Genomic DNA, 16,222 nt, shown 5'->3' with positions numbered 1-16,222 from the left:
GAAAGCTTTGCAAAGATATCTTTGCAATAGTAGGCTGCTGGCATGAAAAATCCGCGCCCGCAACCTGCTCAATCCCTCACCGCACCCCGCACCCTCAGCCGGGTCGTGCCCGATCCGACCGCGCTGAAGGCGCTGACGCATCCTGTCCGGCTGAGCATGCTCGGCATGCTCAGGATCGATGGGCCTGCCACGGCGACGCAGCTTGCCGCGCGGCTCGGCCTGAACAGCGGCGCGACGAGCTATCACCTGCGCCAGCTTGCCCAGTACGGCTTCATCGAGGAGGCGCCGCATGCCTCGCGGCGCGACCGCTGGTGGCGCGCCAGCCATGAGCTGACCTCGGTGCCGCCAAGTGAAGCCGAAGGGGAGGCGCTCGATCTCGACATCGCCTTCAACCAGGCCGCACTCTCGCTGCAGGTCGGCCAGATGCAGCAGGCGCTGGAGGAATATGCCAAGCTGCCGGCTGAATGGCGCAAGGCGACGGCTGCCGACGACATCATCATCCCGATGACGGCGGCACAGGCCGAGGCCCTGACGAAACGGCTGAGCGACATCATCCTGGAGGCGATGCGGGCGGCCCCGCCGCTCGGGGAGGCGGCGTCGCAGGAATCCGGCATGGTTCCCTTCTATGTCATGTTGCACGCCTTTCCCTATCCGGGCCGCGTTCCGCATCGCGAAGGGGAGGATAAGCCGTGAGACGGGGCGGGCCGTTCCTGGCGCTCGCGGCTGCCGAGACATTCTCGCTCTCCGGCACGCGGCTTTCGACCATCGCCATTCCCTGGCTGGTGCTGAGCACGACTGGCAGCCCGGTGCTGACAGGGCTGACGGCAATGATGGAGATGCTGCCCTATGTCATCGCTAAGGCGCTCGGCGGACCGCTGATCGACCGCGCCGGCGCCAAGAGCATCGCCATCATCTGCGACACGGCTTCGGTGCTCGTGGTCGCTCTGGTGCCGCTTCTTGATCTCTTCGGCATGCTTGGCATGCAGGTGCTGCTGCCGCTCGTCTTTGCCATGGGCGTGCTGCGCGGCCCCTCCGATGCGGCCAAGCAGGCGATGGTTCCCGATATCGCCACACTCGCCAATGTACCGCTCGAACGAGTGACCGGCGTTGCGAGCGCCATCGAGCGGCTGGCCTCGACGGCGGGTGCGGCCGGCGCCGGCGCTTTGATCGGGCTGATCGGCCCGGGCCAGGCGCTGCTCGTCAATGCCGCCACCTTCGCCGCCGCCGCGCTGATCGTTGCCGCGGGCATACCCGGGACGCGGCGCGCGCCTGCGCCCGAAACTCGACCGGTCGAACGGGCGTCCTATCTCGAGGATCTGCGCGAAGGCTGGCGCTTTCTGCGCGGCGATGCCGTGCTCGTCAGCATCGTCGCCATGGTGGCAGTCACCAATCTCTTCGACCAGGCCTATCATGCCGTGCTGCTGCCGGTCTGGACACGGGATGCCGGCCATGGCCCGGAGCTGCTCGGTGCGATGTTCGCCGCCTTCGCCGGCGCCTCGATCGCAGGCGCGGCGATTGCTGCGGCAATCGGCGAGCGCATGCCGCGACTGATGGTCTATACGGTGGCCTTCCTCCTGACCGGCTTTCCGCGCTTTCTCGTTCCGGCGCTGGACGCGCCCATCGGTCTCGTCTTTGCGACGCTCGCCATCGCAGGATTCGCGTCGGGCTTCCTCAACCCGATCCTGTCGGCTGTCATCTTCGAGCGCATCCCCAAGCCGCTGACTGGCCGCGTCACCGCATTGAACACCGCCCTCTGCTTCGCCCTCATCCCCTTCGGCGGCCTCGCCGGCGGCGCGCTGATCAGCGCGCTCGGCCTTGCCGCGGCGCTGTTCCTGATGGGGATTGCCTATCTTGCGGCAACGCTTGCGCCGCTGGCGCTGAAGAGCTTTCGCGGGTTTGACAGGGCCTCGCCTGAAGCGTCCAGCTCTAGTCGCGCCCAAGCTCCTCGACCAGCAGATCGATGAAGCGGCGGACACGCGGTTCCAGCAGGCGCTTATCGGGATAGAGCGTAACGATCTTTGCGTCGTCAGTTTCGAGGTCGGGCAGGATTTGCCGGAGGCGGCCGGCGGCGAGATCGTCGGTGACGAGAAAATCGGGAAGCAGCGCGATGCCCAACCCAGCCAGGGCTGCGTCACGGATCGCCTCTGCGCTGTCGAGCCTCAGACGGCTGCGCCCTTGCGCTTTGACCCAGGGACCGCCTTCACCGCGAAAGCGCCAGCCCTGTCTTTGATTGCGGCTGGCGAAGATCAGGCAGTCATGGACCGCGAGACCGTCGATATCGCGCGGCTCGCCGCGCTCGGCGAGGTAGGATGGCGAGGCGCAGAGCCGCGCCTTATAGGTGGCGATCACGCGCGAGACCAGGCGAGTGTCCGACGCCATCGCCGTCGCGCCGATCCGGATCGCCAGATCGAAGCCTTCCTCGACGATGTCGGCCGGGCGATCGGTGAAGCTCACTTCGACCTGAATGTCGGGCCAGGCCCGAAGATATTTTTCGAGCAGGGGCAGCACGACGAGCCGCCCGAAGGCATCGGGAACGGTGAGCCTGAGAACGCCTCGCGGCGTGCTGTTCTGCCCTGCCACGCTCGCCTCCGCCTCATCGACCGATGCAAGGATCTGCAGCCCGCGCTCGTAAAACATCCGGCCTTCGTCGGTCAGGCTCAACGTCCTCGTCGTGCGGTTGAGCAAGCGCGCGCCGAGCCGGTCTTCAAGGCGGATGACGGCCTTGCCTGCCGCCGAACGGGACAGGCCCATGGCCTGGCCTCCGGCGATAAAGCTCCCCGCATCCACGACGGCCATGAAGATCAGGATATCGTTCAGGTTCGTACGCGGCATGAGGCAACTCGAGAGGTTCGGCTACGTCAATAAGTCGGGCAGTCATGGGATCGTTCAAGGCCCGGACCATCAACGCCCATCGCGGCAGTAAGGTCCCCACGCTTCGCTTTTATGTAGACGTCCCTTCGCCAATCAACCTGCTATAGCAGCCATCGCACCGGATCGCAGGTCAAAGATGGGCACCGGAAAGCCGGGCTACAGCATATCGCCGAGGCTCCAGTGGTTGTTCCATCGGACGTCGATCTCGTCGTCGACATTCTGATATCTTATGTCGGTGGAGAGGCGCAGCCGCCGGCTGCGGTCCTGATTGATGGTCGAGGCGTGGATCATGTAGGGCGAGTGGAGGACCACGTCACCGGCCTCATAATCGGCGGCGAGCCAGCGGGTGTCGAAGCGCTCCGCCATCTCAGGCAGATCCTTCGAGACCCAGCCGCCTTCCGCCATGTGGCTGTTATAGGCATTGATTCGCTCTTCCGGAGAAAGATCGCCGCTTGTGGCCCGGAACTCGGCTTCCATCTTGACGCCCAGCGCGTGCGAGCCTTCGAGGTAAACCAGGCCGCCCATCTCGGTGGGGATGTCGCCGATTGGAATCCAGGCCGTCACCAGGCGGCTGGTGCCGCCGCGGAGATAGACGAGATCATAGTGGGCGGGCGTGGCCGTCGGTGATCCCGGTTGGACGAAACGCATGAGCTTGCGCTTGTGCAGATACGAGATGCCCTGCAGGAAATCGTCCATGAAGCGGGCGAGCGGCGGTTGCGCACAGAAGCCTTCATAGGCGGCAGATCGGACGAGCGACATCAGGCGCCGATCCGCCAGGCTCCTGTCGAAGCCACCGGCAGACGCGATGCCAAGGGAAAAATCGCTGCCAGGGTCGATCAGTCCGGTTTCGGCGAGATGCTCGAAGACCCAGCGGCGGAAATCGATGACATCGGCCCGCGCCAGAAGACCTTTCAGCCAGACATAGCCGTCGTCCTGGTAACGGCGGCGGATAGCGTCGACCCCGATGGCGGGATCGGTCGGCGTGAGCCAGCCAATCCGCTCCGCAGCTAGGGTTTTGCCATGGGCGGCAAGGGGAAATTCGGGCTTTCGGACCTGCATGACCTCCGCAGCAATTGACATTTCACTCCTCCGTGGCTTGAGTTGGCTTGTCATCAATTACCTGATGCGACAGGCCAACTGACATAGAGGAAATTCGTAACTGGACTTTTCGCTCATCATGAGAGACGCCGAAGCCATCTATAGAACGCCGCATGCCGCTGCCGGCGGACTGGCAGTCACCGGCAGCGGCAGGCAGCATGCCCGCCGTACGGTGACGGACCGGAAACTACCGAGTTTCGCCGTCGTGCTGGTGGAGCGCGGGCAGGGCTGGCTGGAAACCGCCGCCAGCGGCCGTTTGAGCCTGACCGGACCTGCACTGTTCTGGCTGTTTGCCAACCGTGTGCATTCCTATGGCCCCGACGAAGGCGGCTGGGATGAGCGCTGGGCGCTTTTCGAAGGGTCGTTCACGCGGGACTTCGTGAGGCTGAGGATCATCGCGGAGCGACATCCGGTCGTGGCCCTGCATCATCTCGATGAGATGGTGCGGCTCTTCGGCAGGCTTCATGCCGATTTGCTTGACGACACCAACCTCGGGCAGGCGTCGGCGGCATTGATGCTGCATCACATCGTCATATCAGCCGCCAGACAGGCAAGCGGTGCGGCCGATCGGCGCCAGGAAAGGCGAGATATGGCCGACATCGTGGAAACGCTACGGCGGCGGGCGATGCAACCGTTGGACATCGCAGCCTTTGCCGCCGAGCACGGCATGTCGCCGGCCACGCTGCGCAGGCGGTTCACGCTCGAAACCGGACTACCTCCCAAGGCATTTCAGCTTCGGGCGCGTATGGACCATGCCAAACAGCTCTTGGCAACCACCGACGAAAAGATCGAAACGGTGGCTGCGATGATCGGCCTGGATGACCCGTTTTATTTTTCGCGGGTCTTTCACGAACGCGAGGGCTGCAGCCCTCGCGAATTCCGTGCGAGATATCCGCGGGTTTGAGATCCCGGCAGCAATGACAGCGCGTCAGCGCCAACCCATCGCAGGCGCGACGTGGGTCAGGATCGCTTCGATGACATGGGCGTTGTAATCGACGCCGAGCTGGTTCGGGACGGTGAGCAGCAGCGTGTCGGCCTCGGCAATCGCCTCGTCTTCGGCGAGCTGCTTGATCAGGGCATCGGGTTCGGCGGCATAGCTGCGACCGAAGATTGCCCGGGTCTTCTCGTCGATGAAGCCGATCTTGTCGCCCTCGTCGTTGCCGTAGCCGAAATAGGCGCGGTCGCGGTCGTCGACCAGCGCGAAGATGCTGCGGCTGACCGAGATACGCGGTTGGCGCGAGTGGCCGGCTTCTTTCCAGGCCGCGCGGTATGCCCGGATCTGGTCGGCCTGCTGGACGTGGAATGGCTCTCCCGTCTCGTCGTCCTTCAGCGTCGAACTCTGCAGGTTCATGCCGAGCTTGGCCGCCCAGACGGCGGTGGCATTCGAGCTTGCGCCCCACCAGATCCGCTCGCGCAGGCCTTCCGAATGCGGCTCGAGGCGCAAAAGGCCGGGCGGGTTTGGAAACATCGGCCGCGGGTTCGGTTTGGCAAAACCTTCACCGCGCAGCACCTCGAGGAAGACTTCGGCGTGGTGGCGGGCCATGTCGGCCTCGCTCTGGCCTTCGGGCGGGGCATAGCCGAAATGGCGCCAGCCATCGATCACCTGTTCGGGCGAACCGCGGCTGATGCCGAGCTGCAGACGGCCGCCGGCGATGAGGTCGGCTCCACCCGCATCCTCGGCCATGTAGAGCGGGTTCTCGTAGCGCATGTCGATGACTGCGGTGCCGATCTCGATCCGATTGGTTCTAGCGCCGACGGCCGATAGCAGCGGGAAGGGCGCGGCCAGCTGGCGGGCGAAATGATGCACGCGAAAATACGCTCCGTCGGCCCCGAGTTCTTCGGCCGCGACGGCAAGGTCGATCGACTGCAGCAGCGCATCGCCGGCCGAACGCGTCTGTGATTGGGGCGAGGGCGTCCAGTGCCCGAACGAGAGGAAACCGATCTTCTTCATGCCGATGCCGCACCTTGATCCGTTGTGTCTTTGGTCGATGGGTCATGGCACAGTTTCGGCCTGGAAGACAATCGGAACCGGATGGCCGGACCGATGAAAACCCATTGACATAAACGTGTGTTACAGCCTCGGCTCATGCGGCGAGAGCATGGAGTTTTGATGGACCAGCGCAGGGGCTCCTCCTTTTCGGAAACCGACGTTGTCGCAAATTACCGGTATCGCCCACCTTATCCCGATGCCGTATTTCGAAAGCTTCTGGCAATTGCGCCGCGATTACAGCATCTCCTGGATATTGGTTGCGGGCCTGGAAAAATCTCTCGCCCGCTGGCGGGTGCGTTTACAAGTGTTACGGCAGTTGATCCCTCTGAGCATATGATCGCTCTCGGCAGGTCGCTGCCGGGCGGTAACGCGCGGAATATCCGGTGGATAGAAAGTTTCGCCGAGGAGTTCTCGACCAATGGTGGACCTTTCGATCTGACGGTCGCGGCAGCAAGCATTCACTGGATGGATCATAGCAGACTGTTTCCGCATCTTCAGGCAAACGCCGCGCCAGGCCATGTCATGGCCGTGATTTCCGGAGACGAGCCGTTCGAGCCTCCATGGCAATCGGATTGGCATTCTTTCCTGGGGAAGTGGGTGCCAGAGGTGACGGGTCAGCCTTTCGATCACGACAAAAAGTCCGAGGGCATGCGAAGCTACCAGAGCTATCTCGACCTCTGCGGCAGCGAACACTTCGTATCAGAGCGTCCCTTCGAGCAGAGCGTCGCGGATTTCATCTCCTGCCAGCATTCGCGGGATACTTTTGCACCGTCAAAACTTGGCGACCGCATCGCAAGCTTTGACGCAGAACTTTCCGAACTGCTGCGTTCCCATTCGGATGAGGATCAGTTGAGTTTCATTGTAGGTACCAGGATTGTCTGGGGCGAAATCAAGCCGATCTGACAAAATACGTTGCTTGGGTTGGGCGCGATCGCGGTCGCGGGTCATGGGAGAGACTCGCGACCGGGCGCTCATCGTCGTGTCTATCGCGCCGCCTGAAACGCCACCTGGCCGTTGTTCAGGAAACAGGTCTTGTCGAACAGTTTCAAGTCAAGCGGGTTTGGCAGCCTGATATCGGCGATATCAGGCAGGGGCTTTTGCGATCGCTCGTAGGATCGGTCGATCTGGGAGATGAAGACCACGATCAGGCCCCGCTCGCGGGCGAAAGCCTTCAAGGTGCGGACCTGGATGGAGAGCTCGGGGTTCTCCCGCTTCTGGTCGAGCAGCTGAAGGTAGTCGATGACGACAAGCGTGCCGCGCGGCGCGGACGCTAGTCTCTCGGCGATGTAGGCGGAGCTGATGGCGTCAGAGCCGTCGAATTCGAACAGGTGTTCGAATTGCGCCCGATCCACCCCGATGGCGCGGAAGCGATCGGCAATATCCTCTTCCGTATATTCCAGCGAGAAGAACACACCGGGACGGCCTGACTTCATCGCCTCGACGGCGAGTTCGAGGCCCATCAGGGTCTTGCCGTGGCCGGGCCGGGCACCGACGAGCAGGAGATCGCCGGGCAGCAATTGCTGAAACAGCTTGCCGGCGGGTGGTTCCGCCGCTGCTTTTGCCGCAAGCAGGCTCCAGCCGCTGTAGCCTTCGTCCAGGGCTATGCGGTCGAGCGCCTGGTGCAAGGGTATATTCTCGGCTCGGGAGAGCTTTCTGGCTTTACGCTTCAGGTGATAGATAGGCGCAGACATCTTCATTCATAAACCTCCTATTGCGAGCGGTTTCCGCAATCCCTCCTTATGCAAGATGCTCGAACAGTCGGTTCGGTGTCAGATGGCCCCACATGACGTCTGCTTTCCCGATGGAGGGGGGAGGCGTGGGCTGCGCCAGAATCAGATCATAGCGCAGGACCGGCCGGGCGAAAATCGCCTGCGTCGCTTCGGCGCGAAAAACGGGCATCTCCCGCCCAGCGCCACATGCGTCGATTTCCTCAAGCGGAAGGAGAGGGAATAGCCGTAAGCGGCTGAGCGCGAGTCAGTTTCTGGCTCGGCGGAGCCGTCGAAGCGCCCGAAATCAATAGTAGGCCGACTTGAATGGGGCGATGGCGGCCCCCATGGCCGATGCGTCGCTTGCTATCTCGGAGATGATCAGCTTCGGGCGGGGTCGCGGCACGCCGTAGCGGGGGCGGTCGAAGATCTCGGTGCGGTCGATCAGCATCTGCGCCAAGGCGGGCGGAATCTGGCCGCCGAAAACGATCCCCTGCGGATCGAAGATCGCCCAGATCGCGTTGATGAGGCGGCTATAGGCGGGTGTCACCTCGTCTACCCATTCCACGACGCCCGGCCATTTGGCATCGAATTGCTTGCGCATGTAGCTGATCGAGGGAACGTCGACGCCATTGCGGTTGAGATTCTCGATCAGATATTGCAAAGCCGGCCGACGCTTATTCTCCTCGGCGTCATACATGCCCGAGAATTCGCCAGCATTGCCGATGCCGTTATGCAGCAGCTCGCCGTTGCTGACCAAGCCGCCGCCAAAGCCGTAGTTGAAGCTCAGATAGGCGAAGTGCTTGATGTAGCGGCCGGCGCCGAACATGGATTCGGCGACCGTTCCCGCCTTGCCGCCATTGTGCACCCAGACCGGCTTGCCGAAGAATTCCGTCAAGAGTGGCCCGAGTTCGATGAGCGACCACTCGTGCAGCGGCAGCGGGGCATTGTAGCGGGTGCCGCTGACGTGGAAGCCGGCGATGGCAAAGCCTATCCCGAAGAAAGTCTCCTCGGAGAGGTCGTTCTCCCTCTGATGTTCGACCAACTGATTCAGGACGAGATCGAGCGACTGGGCCATCGATCGTTCCCGCAAGGTGATGCTGCTTTCGGCGAGTACCTTGCCTGATATATCCATCAGGCAGATGCCAATCACGTCGGTATTGACCGAGATGCCGCAGGAATAGGCATAGCGGCCATTCAGCCGGAGCGTCGGGCTCGGCTGGCCTCGACCGGCCCCGGGCTTCGGCGAGCCGAAGGAAATGATGCCGCGTTCCTCCAACTGGTCGATGATCCGGTAGACGGATTGCTGGGTGAGGTCGGTGTGGCTGGTGACTTCAGAGCGCGAGAGGCCGGGATGACGCCAGATCAATCTCAGCAGATCGCGTTCGTTCGACGAGACGACGCCGCCGCCTTCGCGAAGGAAGTGCTGGGCGATAAGCGGCTCCGGGAAATAGGCCATATCAACACTTCCGTCGCCAATAATTACCAGAGGTGTGTAGTAATTATTGCTGTCGCCTCGGGTACTTCCTTTCGGGTCCTATAGCAGCCACCCTGTCGTGTCACAAGTGTCTTGCGGTCGTCACTAAATTGTTACACGCTACGTGTAATAAATTGCCGTCACCGGTGCCAGGCTTGAAGCCGGCCGATCAAATCAGGCGAGGGCAAAATGAAGATTTCCATTCTGGCGGCTGCGGCCGCGCTGATGTCGGGCGCGTGTTCGGCGCAGGCTGCCAATATCGAATTCTGGTACGGCAATACGGGCGTCGTCGAAAAGGCGATCCAGGACCAGTGCAGCGCTTTCAATGCCGCGCAATCGGAGCATCACATCACCTGCGTCGGCCAGGGCAGCTACGAAGTGTCGATGCAGAAGGCAATCGCTGCCTTCCGTGCCAACAACCACCCCGTCCTCATCCAGTTCTTCGACGCCGGGACGCTGGACCTGATGCTGTCTGATGCCGTCGTGCCTGTCCAGGAGGAACTGCCCGAGGTCAAGTGGGACAATTATATCGCAGGCGCCCGGGCCTATTACGAAACCTCCGGCGGGGCGCTTTTCGCGCAGCCCTACAATGCCTCGACGTTGCTCTTCTACACCAACAAGACCGAGCTCGAGAAAGCCGGTATCACCAAGACGCCTGCGACCTGGGAAGAGATCATCGAGGCCGCCCGCAAGCTGAAGGCTTCAGGTCATGCCTGCCCCTTTACCACCGATGGCGATACATGGCGCGTGCTTGAACAGTTTTCCGCCCGCCACGGCCTGCCGATCGCCTCAAAGCATAACGGTTATGACGGTCTCGACGCCGAATATGTGTTCAACACGACCTTCGCCGCCAAGCATCTGCAGAACCTGATCGACTGGCGCCAGGAAGGCCTCGTCAAGCTGAATGCCGATACCAAGGCCGGCAACTTCACCGCCGCCTTCAACACCGGCGAATGCGCCATGATGGAGAATTCCTCGGGTTCCTATACCGCCTCGGCCAAGGCTTTCGAAGGCAAATACGAACTGTCAGTCGGCCTGGCGCCGATGTATGAGGGCTACGAGCGCCACAACACGTTTGTCGGCGGTGCCTCGATCTACATCATGAAGGGCCACGACAAGGCCGAGGTCGAAGGCGCCAAGGCCTTCCTCGACTTCCTGCGCCGTCCCGAGCAACAGATGTTCCTGACCGCCGCCACCGGCTACGTGCCCGTCACCAACGACGTGATGGATGCGATCGCCAAGAGCGGCGAGGCGAACTCGCCGAAATATGCGACAGCCGCCGTCGGCATCGAGTCGATGAACCAGCCGCGCACGCCGGATACCCGTGGCATCCGTCTGGGCTTCTATGTGCAGTTCCGTCAAGTGTTCATGGAAGAGACGCAGAAGGCCTTTGCCGGCCAGGAGACCATGCAGATGGCGCTCGACAACGCCAAGAAGCGCGGCGACGAGTTGCTGCGCCGCTTCGAGCAGACCTACAAGGGCGTGAAGATACAGTGATCTCGACATCTCACGCGCGGGACGTTTGAACGTCCCGCGTGTCCCACGCACGGGGCGCGTCCCAAGCGCTCCCGTGCGTCAGGCATGGGACCCATACGCCCGTGCCGGTCTTTTAATGCAGGGCTTTTCCATGATGTCGGAATCTTCTCTCTTCAGCCATCGCTGGCTGCCGCTTCTGCTGGTAGCGCCGCTCATGCTGCTGATCGCGCTTTTTTTCTACGTGCCTGTCTTCCAGGCTTTCTACTGGTCGTTCTTCCTTGAGCGCCCCTTCGGCGGTGGCTCGATGTTCGTCGGCTGGGGTAATTTTGCCCGCGTGTTCTCCGATCCGGAGTTCTGGGAGGCCTGTTGGCGCACTATCGTCTTCATGCTCACCGCCTCCTCGCTCGCGGTGGTGGTCCCTCTGATCCTTGCGGTCGCGGCCGACCGGAAGATCCGCTTGTCGCTGCCGGCGCGCAATGTGCTCGTCTGGCCGAAGGGAGTTGCCGGCGCCTCGATCGGCGTTGTCTTCGCCTTCATCTTCAATCCCTTCGTCGGCGTGCTCGCGCCACTCAACTCAGCCTTTCCCGGCATCTGGGCGCCCGGCATCAACGGCACAGACGGCTTCATCACGCTGATTGCAGCGCATGTCTGGGGCGGCATCCCGTTCAATTTCGTCATCCTGCTCGCCGGCCTGCAATCGATCCCGAAGACCATGCACCAGGCAGCGGCGATGGATGGGGCAGGGCCGTGGCGGCGCATCTTCGACGTGCAGCTGCCGCTTATCATGCCGCAGCTCTTCCTGACGCTGGTGCTCGAGTTCACCGAAAGCGTCACCTCGGCCTTCGCGCTGATCGATACGATCACCCATGGCGGTCCGGGCGGCGCGACGACGCTGCTCGTCTACAAGATCTACACCGACGGCTTCAGCGGATACGATCTGTCCGGCGCCTCGACCCAGACGGCGATCCTGATGGTCTTCGTCGTCCTCCTCACCGCCGCCCAGTTCCTCTTTCTCGGCCGGCGCATCAACTACGAGCGGTGACCCCATGATCGAAAACGCACGTTCCCTCAACATCGTAGCCGGCCTCGTGCTGATCGTCGGCATCGTCTATATCCTCGGGCCGCTCTACCTAACGTTGGCGACAGCCTCGCAATCCTATGAATTCATGCTGCGCAACGGGCTCGCCTGGTACCCCGGCGACCAGTTTTTCGCCAATGCGGCGCACATCTTCACCGAGACGCACATCCCGATCCAGATGTTCAACAGTCTGGTGGTCGCCTTTGGCGATGCATTCGCGACCTGCGTCCTGTCGCTTCTGTCGGCCTATGCCATCGTCTATTTCCGTGTTCGCTGGGCGGGCGTGGCCTTCGCGCTGATCCTGGCGACGATCATGCTGCCGATCGAGATCCGCGTCATCACCACCTACCAGATGGCGTCGAACGTGTTTTCGCCGGTCAATGCGCTGCTCGACGTCACCGGCCTGAACGTGGTGATCGCCGAATATTTCGGCGCGCCGGTGAAGCTCGAATGGAGCGTGCTGAACACGCATTTCGGCCTGATCGCGCCGCTTGTGGCGCATGGCACCGGCACCTTCCTGTTCCGGCAGTTCTTCCTCACCCTGCCCAAGGATCTGTTCAAGGCGGCGCGCATGGATGGGGCAGGGCCGATCCGCTTCCTTTTCGACATCCTGCTGCCGCTGTCGCGCACAAGCTTCGCCGCGCTTTTCGTGCTGACCTTCCTCAGCGGCTGGACGCAATATCTTTGGCCGCTGGTCGCAGCCTCGACGTCAGACATGCAGACCGCCGTCGTCGGGCTGGCGCGGCTTGTGCCGGATTCGGAGGGAGAGATCCCTGATTTCCCGATGATCATGGCCGGCGCCGTCATCGTTTCCATCATTCCACTCGCGATGATCGCGCTCCTGCAGCGCTATCTCGTCCAGGGCCTCGCTCTCACGGAGAAATAGCCATGAACGCCATCGACATGGCCATCCGCGCCGCTGCCGCCAACATCACGCTGTCAGGCGTCACCAAGGCCTATGACGCCGAGACCGTCGTCATTCCGCCGATGGATGTCGAGCTCAGGGCCGGCGAATTCACCGTCGTGCTCGGTCCCTCGGGCTGCGGCAAGTCCACGCTGTTGCAGATGATCGCAGGGCTGGAGCGGGTGAGCGGCGGCACGATCGTCATCGGTGGCCGGCAGGTGCAGGATCTGGAACCGAAACATCGCGGCTGCGCCATGGTGTTCCAAAACTATGCGCTCTATCCGCATATGAGCGTCTTCGACAACATCGCCTACAGCCTCAAGGTATCAGGCATGGCGAAGCCCGAGCGCATCGAGCGGGTCGGTGCGGTGGCGAAGATGCTCGGGCTGTCGGACTTCCTCGGCCGCAAACCGGGGCAGCTTTCCGGCGGCCAGCGCCAGCGCGTGGCGATCGGCCGCGCCATCGTGCGCGAGCCCGGCGTACTGTTGTTCGACGAGCCGCTCTCCAATCTCGATGCACAATTGCGTCATGACATGCGCGTCGAACTCGCCGAGCTGCACCGGCGCATCGGCGCCACCACCGTCTTCGTCACCCATGATCAGGTGGAGGCGATGACGCTTGCTGATCGCATCCTCATTCTCAACAAGGGGCGGATCGAGCAGTTCGACACGCCGAAGGCGATCTATCACCAGCCGGCTTCGGTCTTCGTCGCCAAATTCATCGGCGCGCCGCCAATGAACATCCTGCCCGTCACCGGCGACGGCGCCGTCCTCCGGCTCGCGGACGGGCAGGTGGTGGCGCAAGCCCGGCTTACCGGCGCCTATCAGCTCGGCATCCGCCCCGAGGATATCCTGATCGGCGGCACGGCTAACGGACAGGTGGTCACCTCAGCTCTGCGGTTTCGCGAGGATCTCGGCTCGCACGCGATCCTGGCAGCCGAGCTTGGCGGCTCGGTCGTCAGGATCGCCACGCCCTTCGGTGTCGAGATACCGGATCACAGCCAACTCTCTCTCAATTTCCCTGCCTCCCGCCTGCATCTCTTCGATGCGGAGAGCGGCAAGGCCATACCAGGCGCATTCGGCGCAAACTAGAAAATTTCCGCTTTTTCTCCGAAACACGGAAATGTTCTATCTATTTGTTTTAACACAATTCCTGACGCGAAATCGCTGCGCAATTTTGCTGGAATTATTCTAGAGGAAGCCCCATGAAATACATCGACCACATTGCCGACCCGTCGCGTTCCTGCGCCATCGTCGCCCATCGCGGTGCCTGGCATCATGCTCCTGAAAACAGCCTTGCCGCGATCGAGAACGCGATTGCCGGCGGCTATGACATCGTCGAGGTGGATATCCGCCAGAGCGCCGATGGCGTGCTGTTCATCCTGCACGACGACACGCTCGAGCGCATGGCCGGCATCGATCGCATCCCCGAGGAGATGCCGATCGCCGAGATCACCAGCCTGCGGCTCCGCATGGCCGATGGCGGGCGGGAACAACCTTTCACGACGCAGACCGTTCCGACGCTCGAACAGGTGCTTGAAACCGTGCGCGGCCGCATCTTCGTCGATCTCGATCTTAAGGACCTCGAGATGATGGGCATCGTCGCGGCCAAGGTCAAAGAGATGGGCATGGCCGACCAGGTCGATCTCAAGGCCCGTGCCGGCACGCCGGAGGCGCTGGCTTGGCTCGCCAGGCAAAAAGGGATCGACGGCATTCCGTTCATGGGCCAGGCGTTCTTCAGGATCGGGAGCGCCGAAGAGACTGCAAAGGCAGTCATCGCCGCGCGCCCCTTCATGTGCGAAGCCAAGTTCGATGAGCTTGAGACGCTGGCCGGCCAGCATGAGCGTCTGCGCAACGCCGGAATCTCGCTCTGGGTCAACACGCTCGATCCGGTCTCCTGCTGCGGCTTGACCGATAGTGCCGCCCTTGCCGATCCCGATGCGATCTGGGGACGGATGATGGCGGCCGGCATCAGCGTCATCCAGACCGACCAGCCGGCGGCGCTCAAGGCCTATATCGAGGCGCGCCGGGCATGAGGGAAGTGTCGGACGACATATTCTCCGCCGTGATGGATGATATGCGCCGGACAGCGGAGGCAGAGATCCTGCCCCGCTTCCTTGGTGTCACCGCCGAGGGCATTCGCACCAAGACCGCTCCCGACGATCTGGTGACCGATGCCGATCTCGGAGCCGAGCGGCGGCTCACTGAAGCGCTGTCGGCGCACTTTCCTGAGGCGCTGCTGGTCGGCGAGGAGGCGGTCTCCGCCGATCCCTCGATTCTGACGCGGCTTGGTGACGCCGATTTCGCCGTCATCATCGATCCTGTCGACGGCACCTGGAATTTCGCCCACGGCCTGCCGCTGTTCGGCATGATCGTGGCGATCGTTTCCGGCGGAGAAACCGTGGCCGGGCTGATCCACTATCCCGTCACCGGCGATTTCCTCGCCGCGCGGCTGGGGCGAGGGGCATGGCATATCGCCGGCGATGGCACGCGGACCAGGCTTGGCGCTGCGCCGCCGGGGCCGATCGGGGAAATGCACGGCTTCGTGCCGCTGCATATGTTCCCTGCCGAGGAGCAGCCGGTCTACGCTCAGAGCCTGCTGCACTTTGCCCGCACCACCACATGGCGCTGCTCGGCCTATGAATACCGGGCGGTGGCGACAGGCGCGATGAGCTTTTCGCTCAACGCCGAGCTCAAACCCTGGGACCACGCCGCCGGCGTGCTGATCCATCACGAAGCCGGCGGCTATGGGGCATTGCTCAACGGCGAAGCCTATCGTCCTACGATGACCAAGGGCCGGCTGCTCTTGGCACCGGATGCCGAGAGTTGGGAAGCGATCCGCCGGAGTTTTACGGAGGGGTGATAGCGGTTGTTTTTCGGCATTGCGCCGGCGTGAAGTTTGGCAGAAGCGCCACCCCACCCTCCGTCATTCCTGTGCTTGTCACAGGAATGACGGAGGAGAGGCGAGCGGCCGTCAGGAATTTACCAAGCGATTGGGGATGAGTTCAGACTGCATCCAATGCGTTTCACTCTGAATGTGGTTGTCCCGCACATACTTGCCCATCCGAACTGGCATTTCGGCCTCCAGGAACGCATCAGCGATCCGAACGACAAACCCCTCCTGCTTGGTCCTATCCAGCGAGGCCGCGGTATCCTCGAACAGGTCGGTTTTGTATGGCCCCCGATACAGAGTCGACACCGGAACGATGCTCAGTTCTTCGAATCGAGCCAGAGTTAGATCCCAGGATTGAACTTCGCCGTCGACAATCCAAGCAAAGCCAAGGAAGTATGACGGAAGATCATCATAGCCGATCGAGTGCCGGGCATAGAGGTTCTCGCCCACGATGCGTTCGCCATCTGCCAGCTGCGGACTGATGCCGGCAGCAAAAGCCTTAAGCCAATCGCGGGATGGATGGTAACGGCTATCGGGACTACGGGCATGAGACCCGCCCCGATGAATGGTCGTGTTCTCACCATCCATTTTCTCGGTGATGACAAGATCGCCAATCATCAGCCCGTCAAGCTTCGCCATTACCTTATCGTCGCTTGTCGCTCCGGGCGAAATCGGTAGGTGATAGGTTCGTCCGTATTTCTTCATGATGATGAAGGCATAGCCGTTGGCG

At 62.3% G+C, this 16,222-nt stretch carries 16 protein-coding genes; 10 read left to right on the top strand and 6 right to left on the bottom strand.

What is annotated here, in order from left to right:
• Positions 1 to 42: 42 nt before the first annotated feature.
• Together A6U98_RS16960 and A6U98_RS16955 are read left to right on the top strand one after the other, a co-directional pair.
• Positions 43 to 693, top strand: a complete 651-nt coding sequence (locus tag A6U98_RS16960) for a helix-turn-helix domain-containing protein (RefSeq protein ID WP_064651631.1) — start codon at positions 43 to 45, stop codon at positions 691 to 693.
• A complete protein-coding gene (locus A6U98_RS16955) occupies positions 690 to 1,964 on the top strand; it encodes an MFS transporter (protein ID WP_064651629.1) in 1,275 nt (424 codons plus the stop codon). The genes A6U98_RS16960 and A6U98_RS16955 overlap by 4 nt, the downstream gene beginning before the upstream one ends.
• Here A6U98_RS16955 and A6U98_RS16950 read toward each other — a convergent pair.
• Both A6U98_RS16950 and A6U98_RS16945 read right to left on the bottom strand, forming a co-directional pair.
• The gene (locus tag A6U98_RS16950; protein WP_064651628.1) at positions 1,927 to 2,832 is read right to left on the bottom strand and encodes a LysR family transcriptional regulator; all 906 of its coding nucleotides are present in this window, start codon (positions 2,830 to 2,832) and stop codon (positions 1,927 to 1,929) included. The two genes, A6U98_RS16955 and A6U98_RS16950, sit on opposite strands and share 38 nt — an antisense overlap.
• Before the next feature lie 195 nt (positions 2,833 to 3,027).
• Complete coding sequence (locus A6U98_RS16945; protein ID WP_064651626.1) at positions 3,028 to 3,951, bottom strand: phytanoyl-CoA dioxygenase family protein; 924 nt, start codon at positions 3,949 to 3,951, stop codon at positions 3,028 to 3,030.
• 97 nt (positions 3,952 to 4,048) lie between these two features.
• Here A6U98_RS16945 and A6U98_RS16940 point away from each other — a divergent pair, with 97 nt between their 5' ends.
• On the top strand, positions 4,049 to 4,873 hold the full coding sequence (locus A6U98_RS16940) for an AraC family transcriptional regulator (protein ID WP_064651624.1): 825 nt from the start codon (positions 4,049 to 4,051) through the stop codon (positions 4,871 to 4,873).
• A 24-nt stretch (positions 4,874 to 4,897) separates the two neighbouring features.
• Here A6U98_RS16940 and A6U98_RS16935 read toward each other — a convergent pair whose 3' ends face one another.
• Positions 4,898 to 5,920, bottom strand: a complete 1,023-nt coding sequence (locus A6U98_RS16935; protein WP_064651622.1) for an LLM class flavin-dependent oxidoreductase — start codon at positions 5,918 to 5,920, stop codon at positions 4,898 to 4,900.
• 159 nt (positions 5,921 to 6,079) lie between these two features.
• Here A6U98_RS16935 and A6U98_RS16930 point away from each other — a divergent pair, with 159 nt between their 5' ends.
• Complete coding sequence (locus tag A6U98_RS16930) at positions 6,080 to 6,862, top strand: class I SAM-dependent methyltransferase (protein WP_064651620.1); 783 nt, start codon at positions 6,080 to 6,082, stop codon at positions 6,860 to 6,862.
• 80 nt (positions 6,863 to 6,942) lie between these two features.
• Here A6U98_RS16930 and A6U98_RS16925 read toward each other — a convergent pair whose 3' ends face one another.
• Together A6U98_RS16925 and A6U98_RS16920 are read right to left on the bottom strand one after the other, a co-directional pair.
• The gene (locus A6U98_RS16925; RefSeq protein WP_064651617.1) at positions 6,943 to 7,656 is read right to left on the bottom strand and encodes a DNA helicase; all 714 of its coding nucleotides are present in this window, start codon (positions 7,654 to 7,656) and stop codon (positions 6,943 to 6,945) included.
• Between the two features lie 316 nt (positions 7,657 to 7,972).
• Entirely contained in the window at positions 7,973 to 9,124 is a 1,152-nt protein-coding gene (locus A6U98_RS16920; protein WP_064651615.1) for an ROK family transcriptional regulator, read from the bottom strand.
• A gap of 207 nt (positions 9,125 to 9,331) precedes the next feature.
• Between A6U98_RS16920 and A6U98_RS16915 the strand changes: the two genes are divergently transcribed.
• From A6U98_RS16915 to A6U98_RS16890, 6 genes are all read left to right on the top strand, one after another.
• On the top strand, positions 9,332 to 10,639 hold the full coding sequence (locus tag A6U98_RS16915; protein WP_064651614.1) for an extracellular solute-binding protein: 1,308 nt from the start codon (positions 9,332 to 9,334) through the stop codon (positions 10,637 to 10,639).
• A 130-nt stretch (positions 10,640 to 10,769) separates the two neighbouring features.
• A complete protein-coding gene (locus A6U98_RS16910) occupies positions 10,770 to 11,660 on the top strand; it encodes a sugar ABC transporter permease (RefSeq protein WP_064652244.1) in 891 nt (296 codons plus the stop codon).
• Positions 11,661 to 11,664: 4 nt separating this feature from the next.
• A complete protein-coding gene (locus tag A6U98_RS16905) occupies positions 11,665 to 12,582 on the top strand; it encodes an ABC transporter permease subunit (protein ID WP_064651613.1) in 918 nt (305 codons plus the stop codon).
• 2 nt (positions 12,583 to 12,584) lie between these two features.
• A complete protein-coding gene (gene ugpC, locus A6U98_RS16900) occupies positions 12,585 to 13,691 on the top strand; it encodes a sn-glycerol-3-phosphate ABC transporter ATP-binding protein UgpC (RefSeq protein ID WP_064651612.1) in 1,107 nt (368 codons plus the stop codon).
• 113 nt (positions 13,692 to 13,804) lie between these two features.
• Positions 13,805 to 14,635 (top strand): glycerophosphodiester phosphodiesterase family protein, encoded by an 831-nt coding sequence (locus tag A6U98_RS16895; protein WP_064651611.1) that lies wholly within the window; start codon positions 13,805 to 13,807, stop codon positions 14,633 to 14,635.
• Complete coding sequence (locus A6U98_RS16890) at positions 14,632 to 15,462, top strand: inositol monophosphatase (RefSeq protein WP_064651610.1); 831 nt, start codon at positions 14,632 to 14,634, stop codon at positions 15,460 to 15,462. The genes A6U98_RS16895 and A6U98_RS16890 overlap by 4 nt, the downstream gene beginning before the upstream one ends.
• A gap of 111 nt (positions 15,463 to 15,573) precedes the next feature.
• Here A6U98_RS16890 and A6U98_RS16885 read toward each other — a convergent pair whose 3' ends face one another.
• Positions 15,574 to 16,197 carry an RNA ligase family protein gene (locus A6U98_RS16885; RefSeq protein WP_064652243.1) on the bottom strand — a complete coding sequence of 208 codons (624 nt, stop codon included), beginning with the start codon at positions 16,195 to 16,197 and terminating at the stop codon, positions 15,574 to 15,576.
• Between the last annotated feature and the right edge of the window lie 25 nt (positions 16,198 to 16,222).

Source organism: Rhizobium sp. WYCCWR10014 (assembly GCF_001657485.1).
In the GTDB taxonomy this organism is placed as follows: Bacteria; Pseudomonadota; Alphaproteobacteria; order Rhizobiales; family Rhizobiaceae; genus Rhizobium.
The sequence above is the reverse complement of the archived record's forward strand: the minus strand, read 5'-3'. Positions and strand labels throughout refer to the sequence as shown.

Bases quoted from the DNA above. Each gene is read 5' to 3' on its own strand.
- A6U98_RS16925 (WP_064651617.1), bottom strand. From the start codon at position 7,656: ATGAAGATGTCTGCGCCTATCTATCACCTGAAGCGTAAAGCCAGAAAG.
- A6U98_RS16915 (WP_064651614.1), top strand. From the start codon at position 9,332: ATGAAGATTTCCATTCTGGCGGCTGCGGCCGCGCTGATGTCGGGCGCG.
- A6U98_RS16920 (WP_064651615.1), bottom strand. From the start codon at position 9,124: ATGGCCTATTTCCCGGAGCCGCTTATCGCCCAGCACTTCCTTCGCGAA.
- A6U98_RS16890 (WP_064651610.1), top strand. From the start codon at position 14,632: ATGAGGGAAGTGTCGGACGACATATTCTCCGCCGTGATGGATGATATG.
- A6U98_RS16905 (WP_064651613.1), top strand. From the start codon at position 11,665: ATGATCGAAAACGCACGTTCCCTCAACATCGTAGCCGGCCTCGTGCTG.
- A6U98_RS16910 (WP_064652244.1), top strand. From the start codon at position 10,770: ATGATGTCGGAATCTTCTCTCTTCAGCCATCGCTGGCTGCCGCTTCTG.
- A6U98_RS16885 (WP_064652243.1), bottom strand. From the start codon at position 16,197: ATGAAGAAATACGGACGAACCTATCACCTACCGATTTCGCCCGGAGCG.
- A6U98_RS16895 (WP_064651611.1), top strand. From the start codon at position 13,805: ATGAAATACATCGACCACATTGCCGACCCGTCGCGTTCCTGCGCCATC.
- A6U98_RS16930 (WP_064651620.1), top strand. From the start codon at position 6,080: ATGGACCAGCGCAGGGGCTCCTCCTTTTCGGAAACCGACGTTGTCGCA.
- A6U98_RS16935 (WP_064651622.1), bottom strand. From the start codon at position 5,920: ATGAAGAAGATCGGTTTCCTCTCGTTCGGGCACTGGACGCCCTCGCCC.
- A6U98_RS16950 (WP_064651628.1), bottom strand. From the start codon at position 2,832: ATGCCGCGTACGAACCTGAACGATATCCTGATCTTCATGGCCGTCGTG.
- A6U98_RS16940 (WP_064651624.1), top strand. From the start codon at position 4,049: ATGAGAGACGCCGAAGCCATCTATAGAACGCCGCATGCCGCTGCCGGC.
- A6U98_RS16945 (WP_064651626.1), bottom strand. From the start codon at position 3,951: ATGTCAATTGCTGCGGAGGTCATGCAGGTCCGAAAGCCCGAATTTCCC.
- ugpC (WP_064651612.1), top strand. From the start codon at position 12,585: ATGAACGCCATCGACATGGCCATCCGCGCCGCTGCCGCCAACATCACG.
- A6U98_RS16960 (WP_064651631.1), top strand. From the start codon at position 43: ATGAAAAATCCGCGCCCGCAACCTGCTCAATCCCTCACCGCACCCCGC.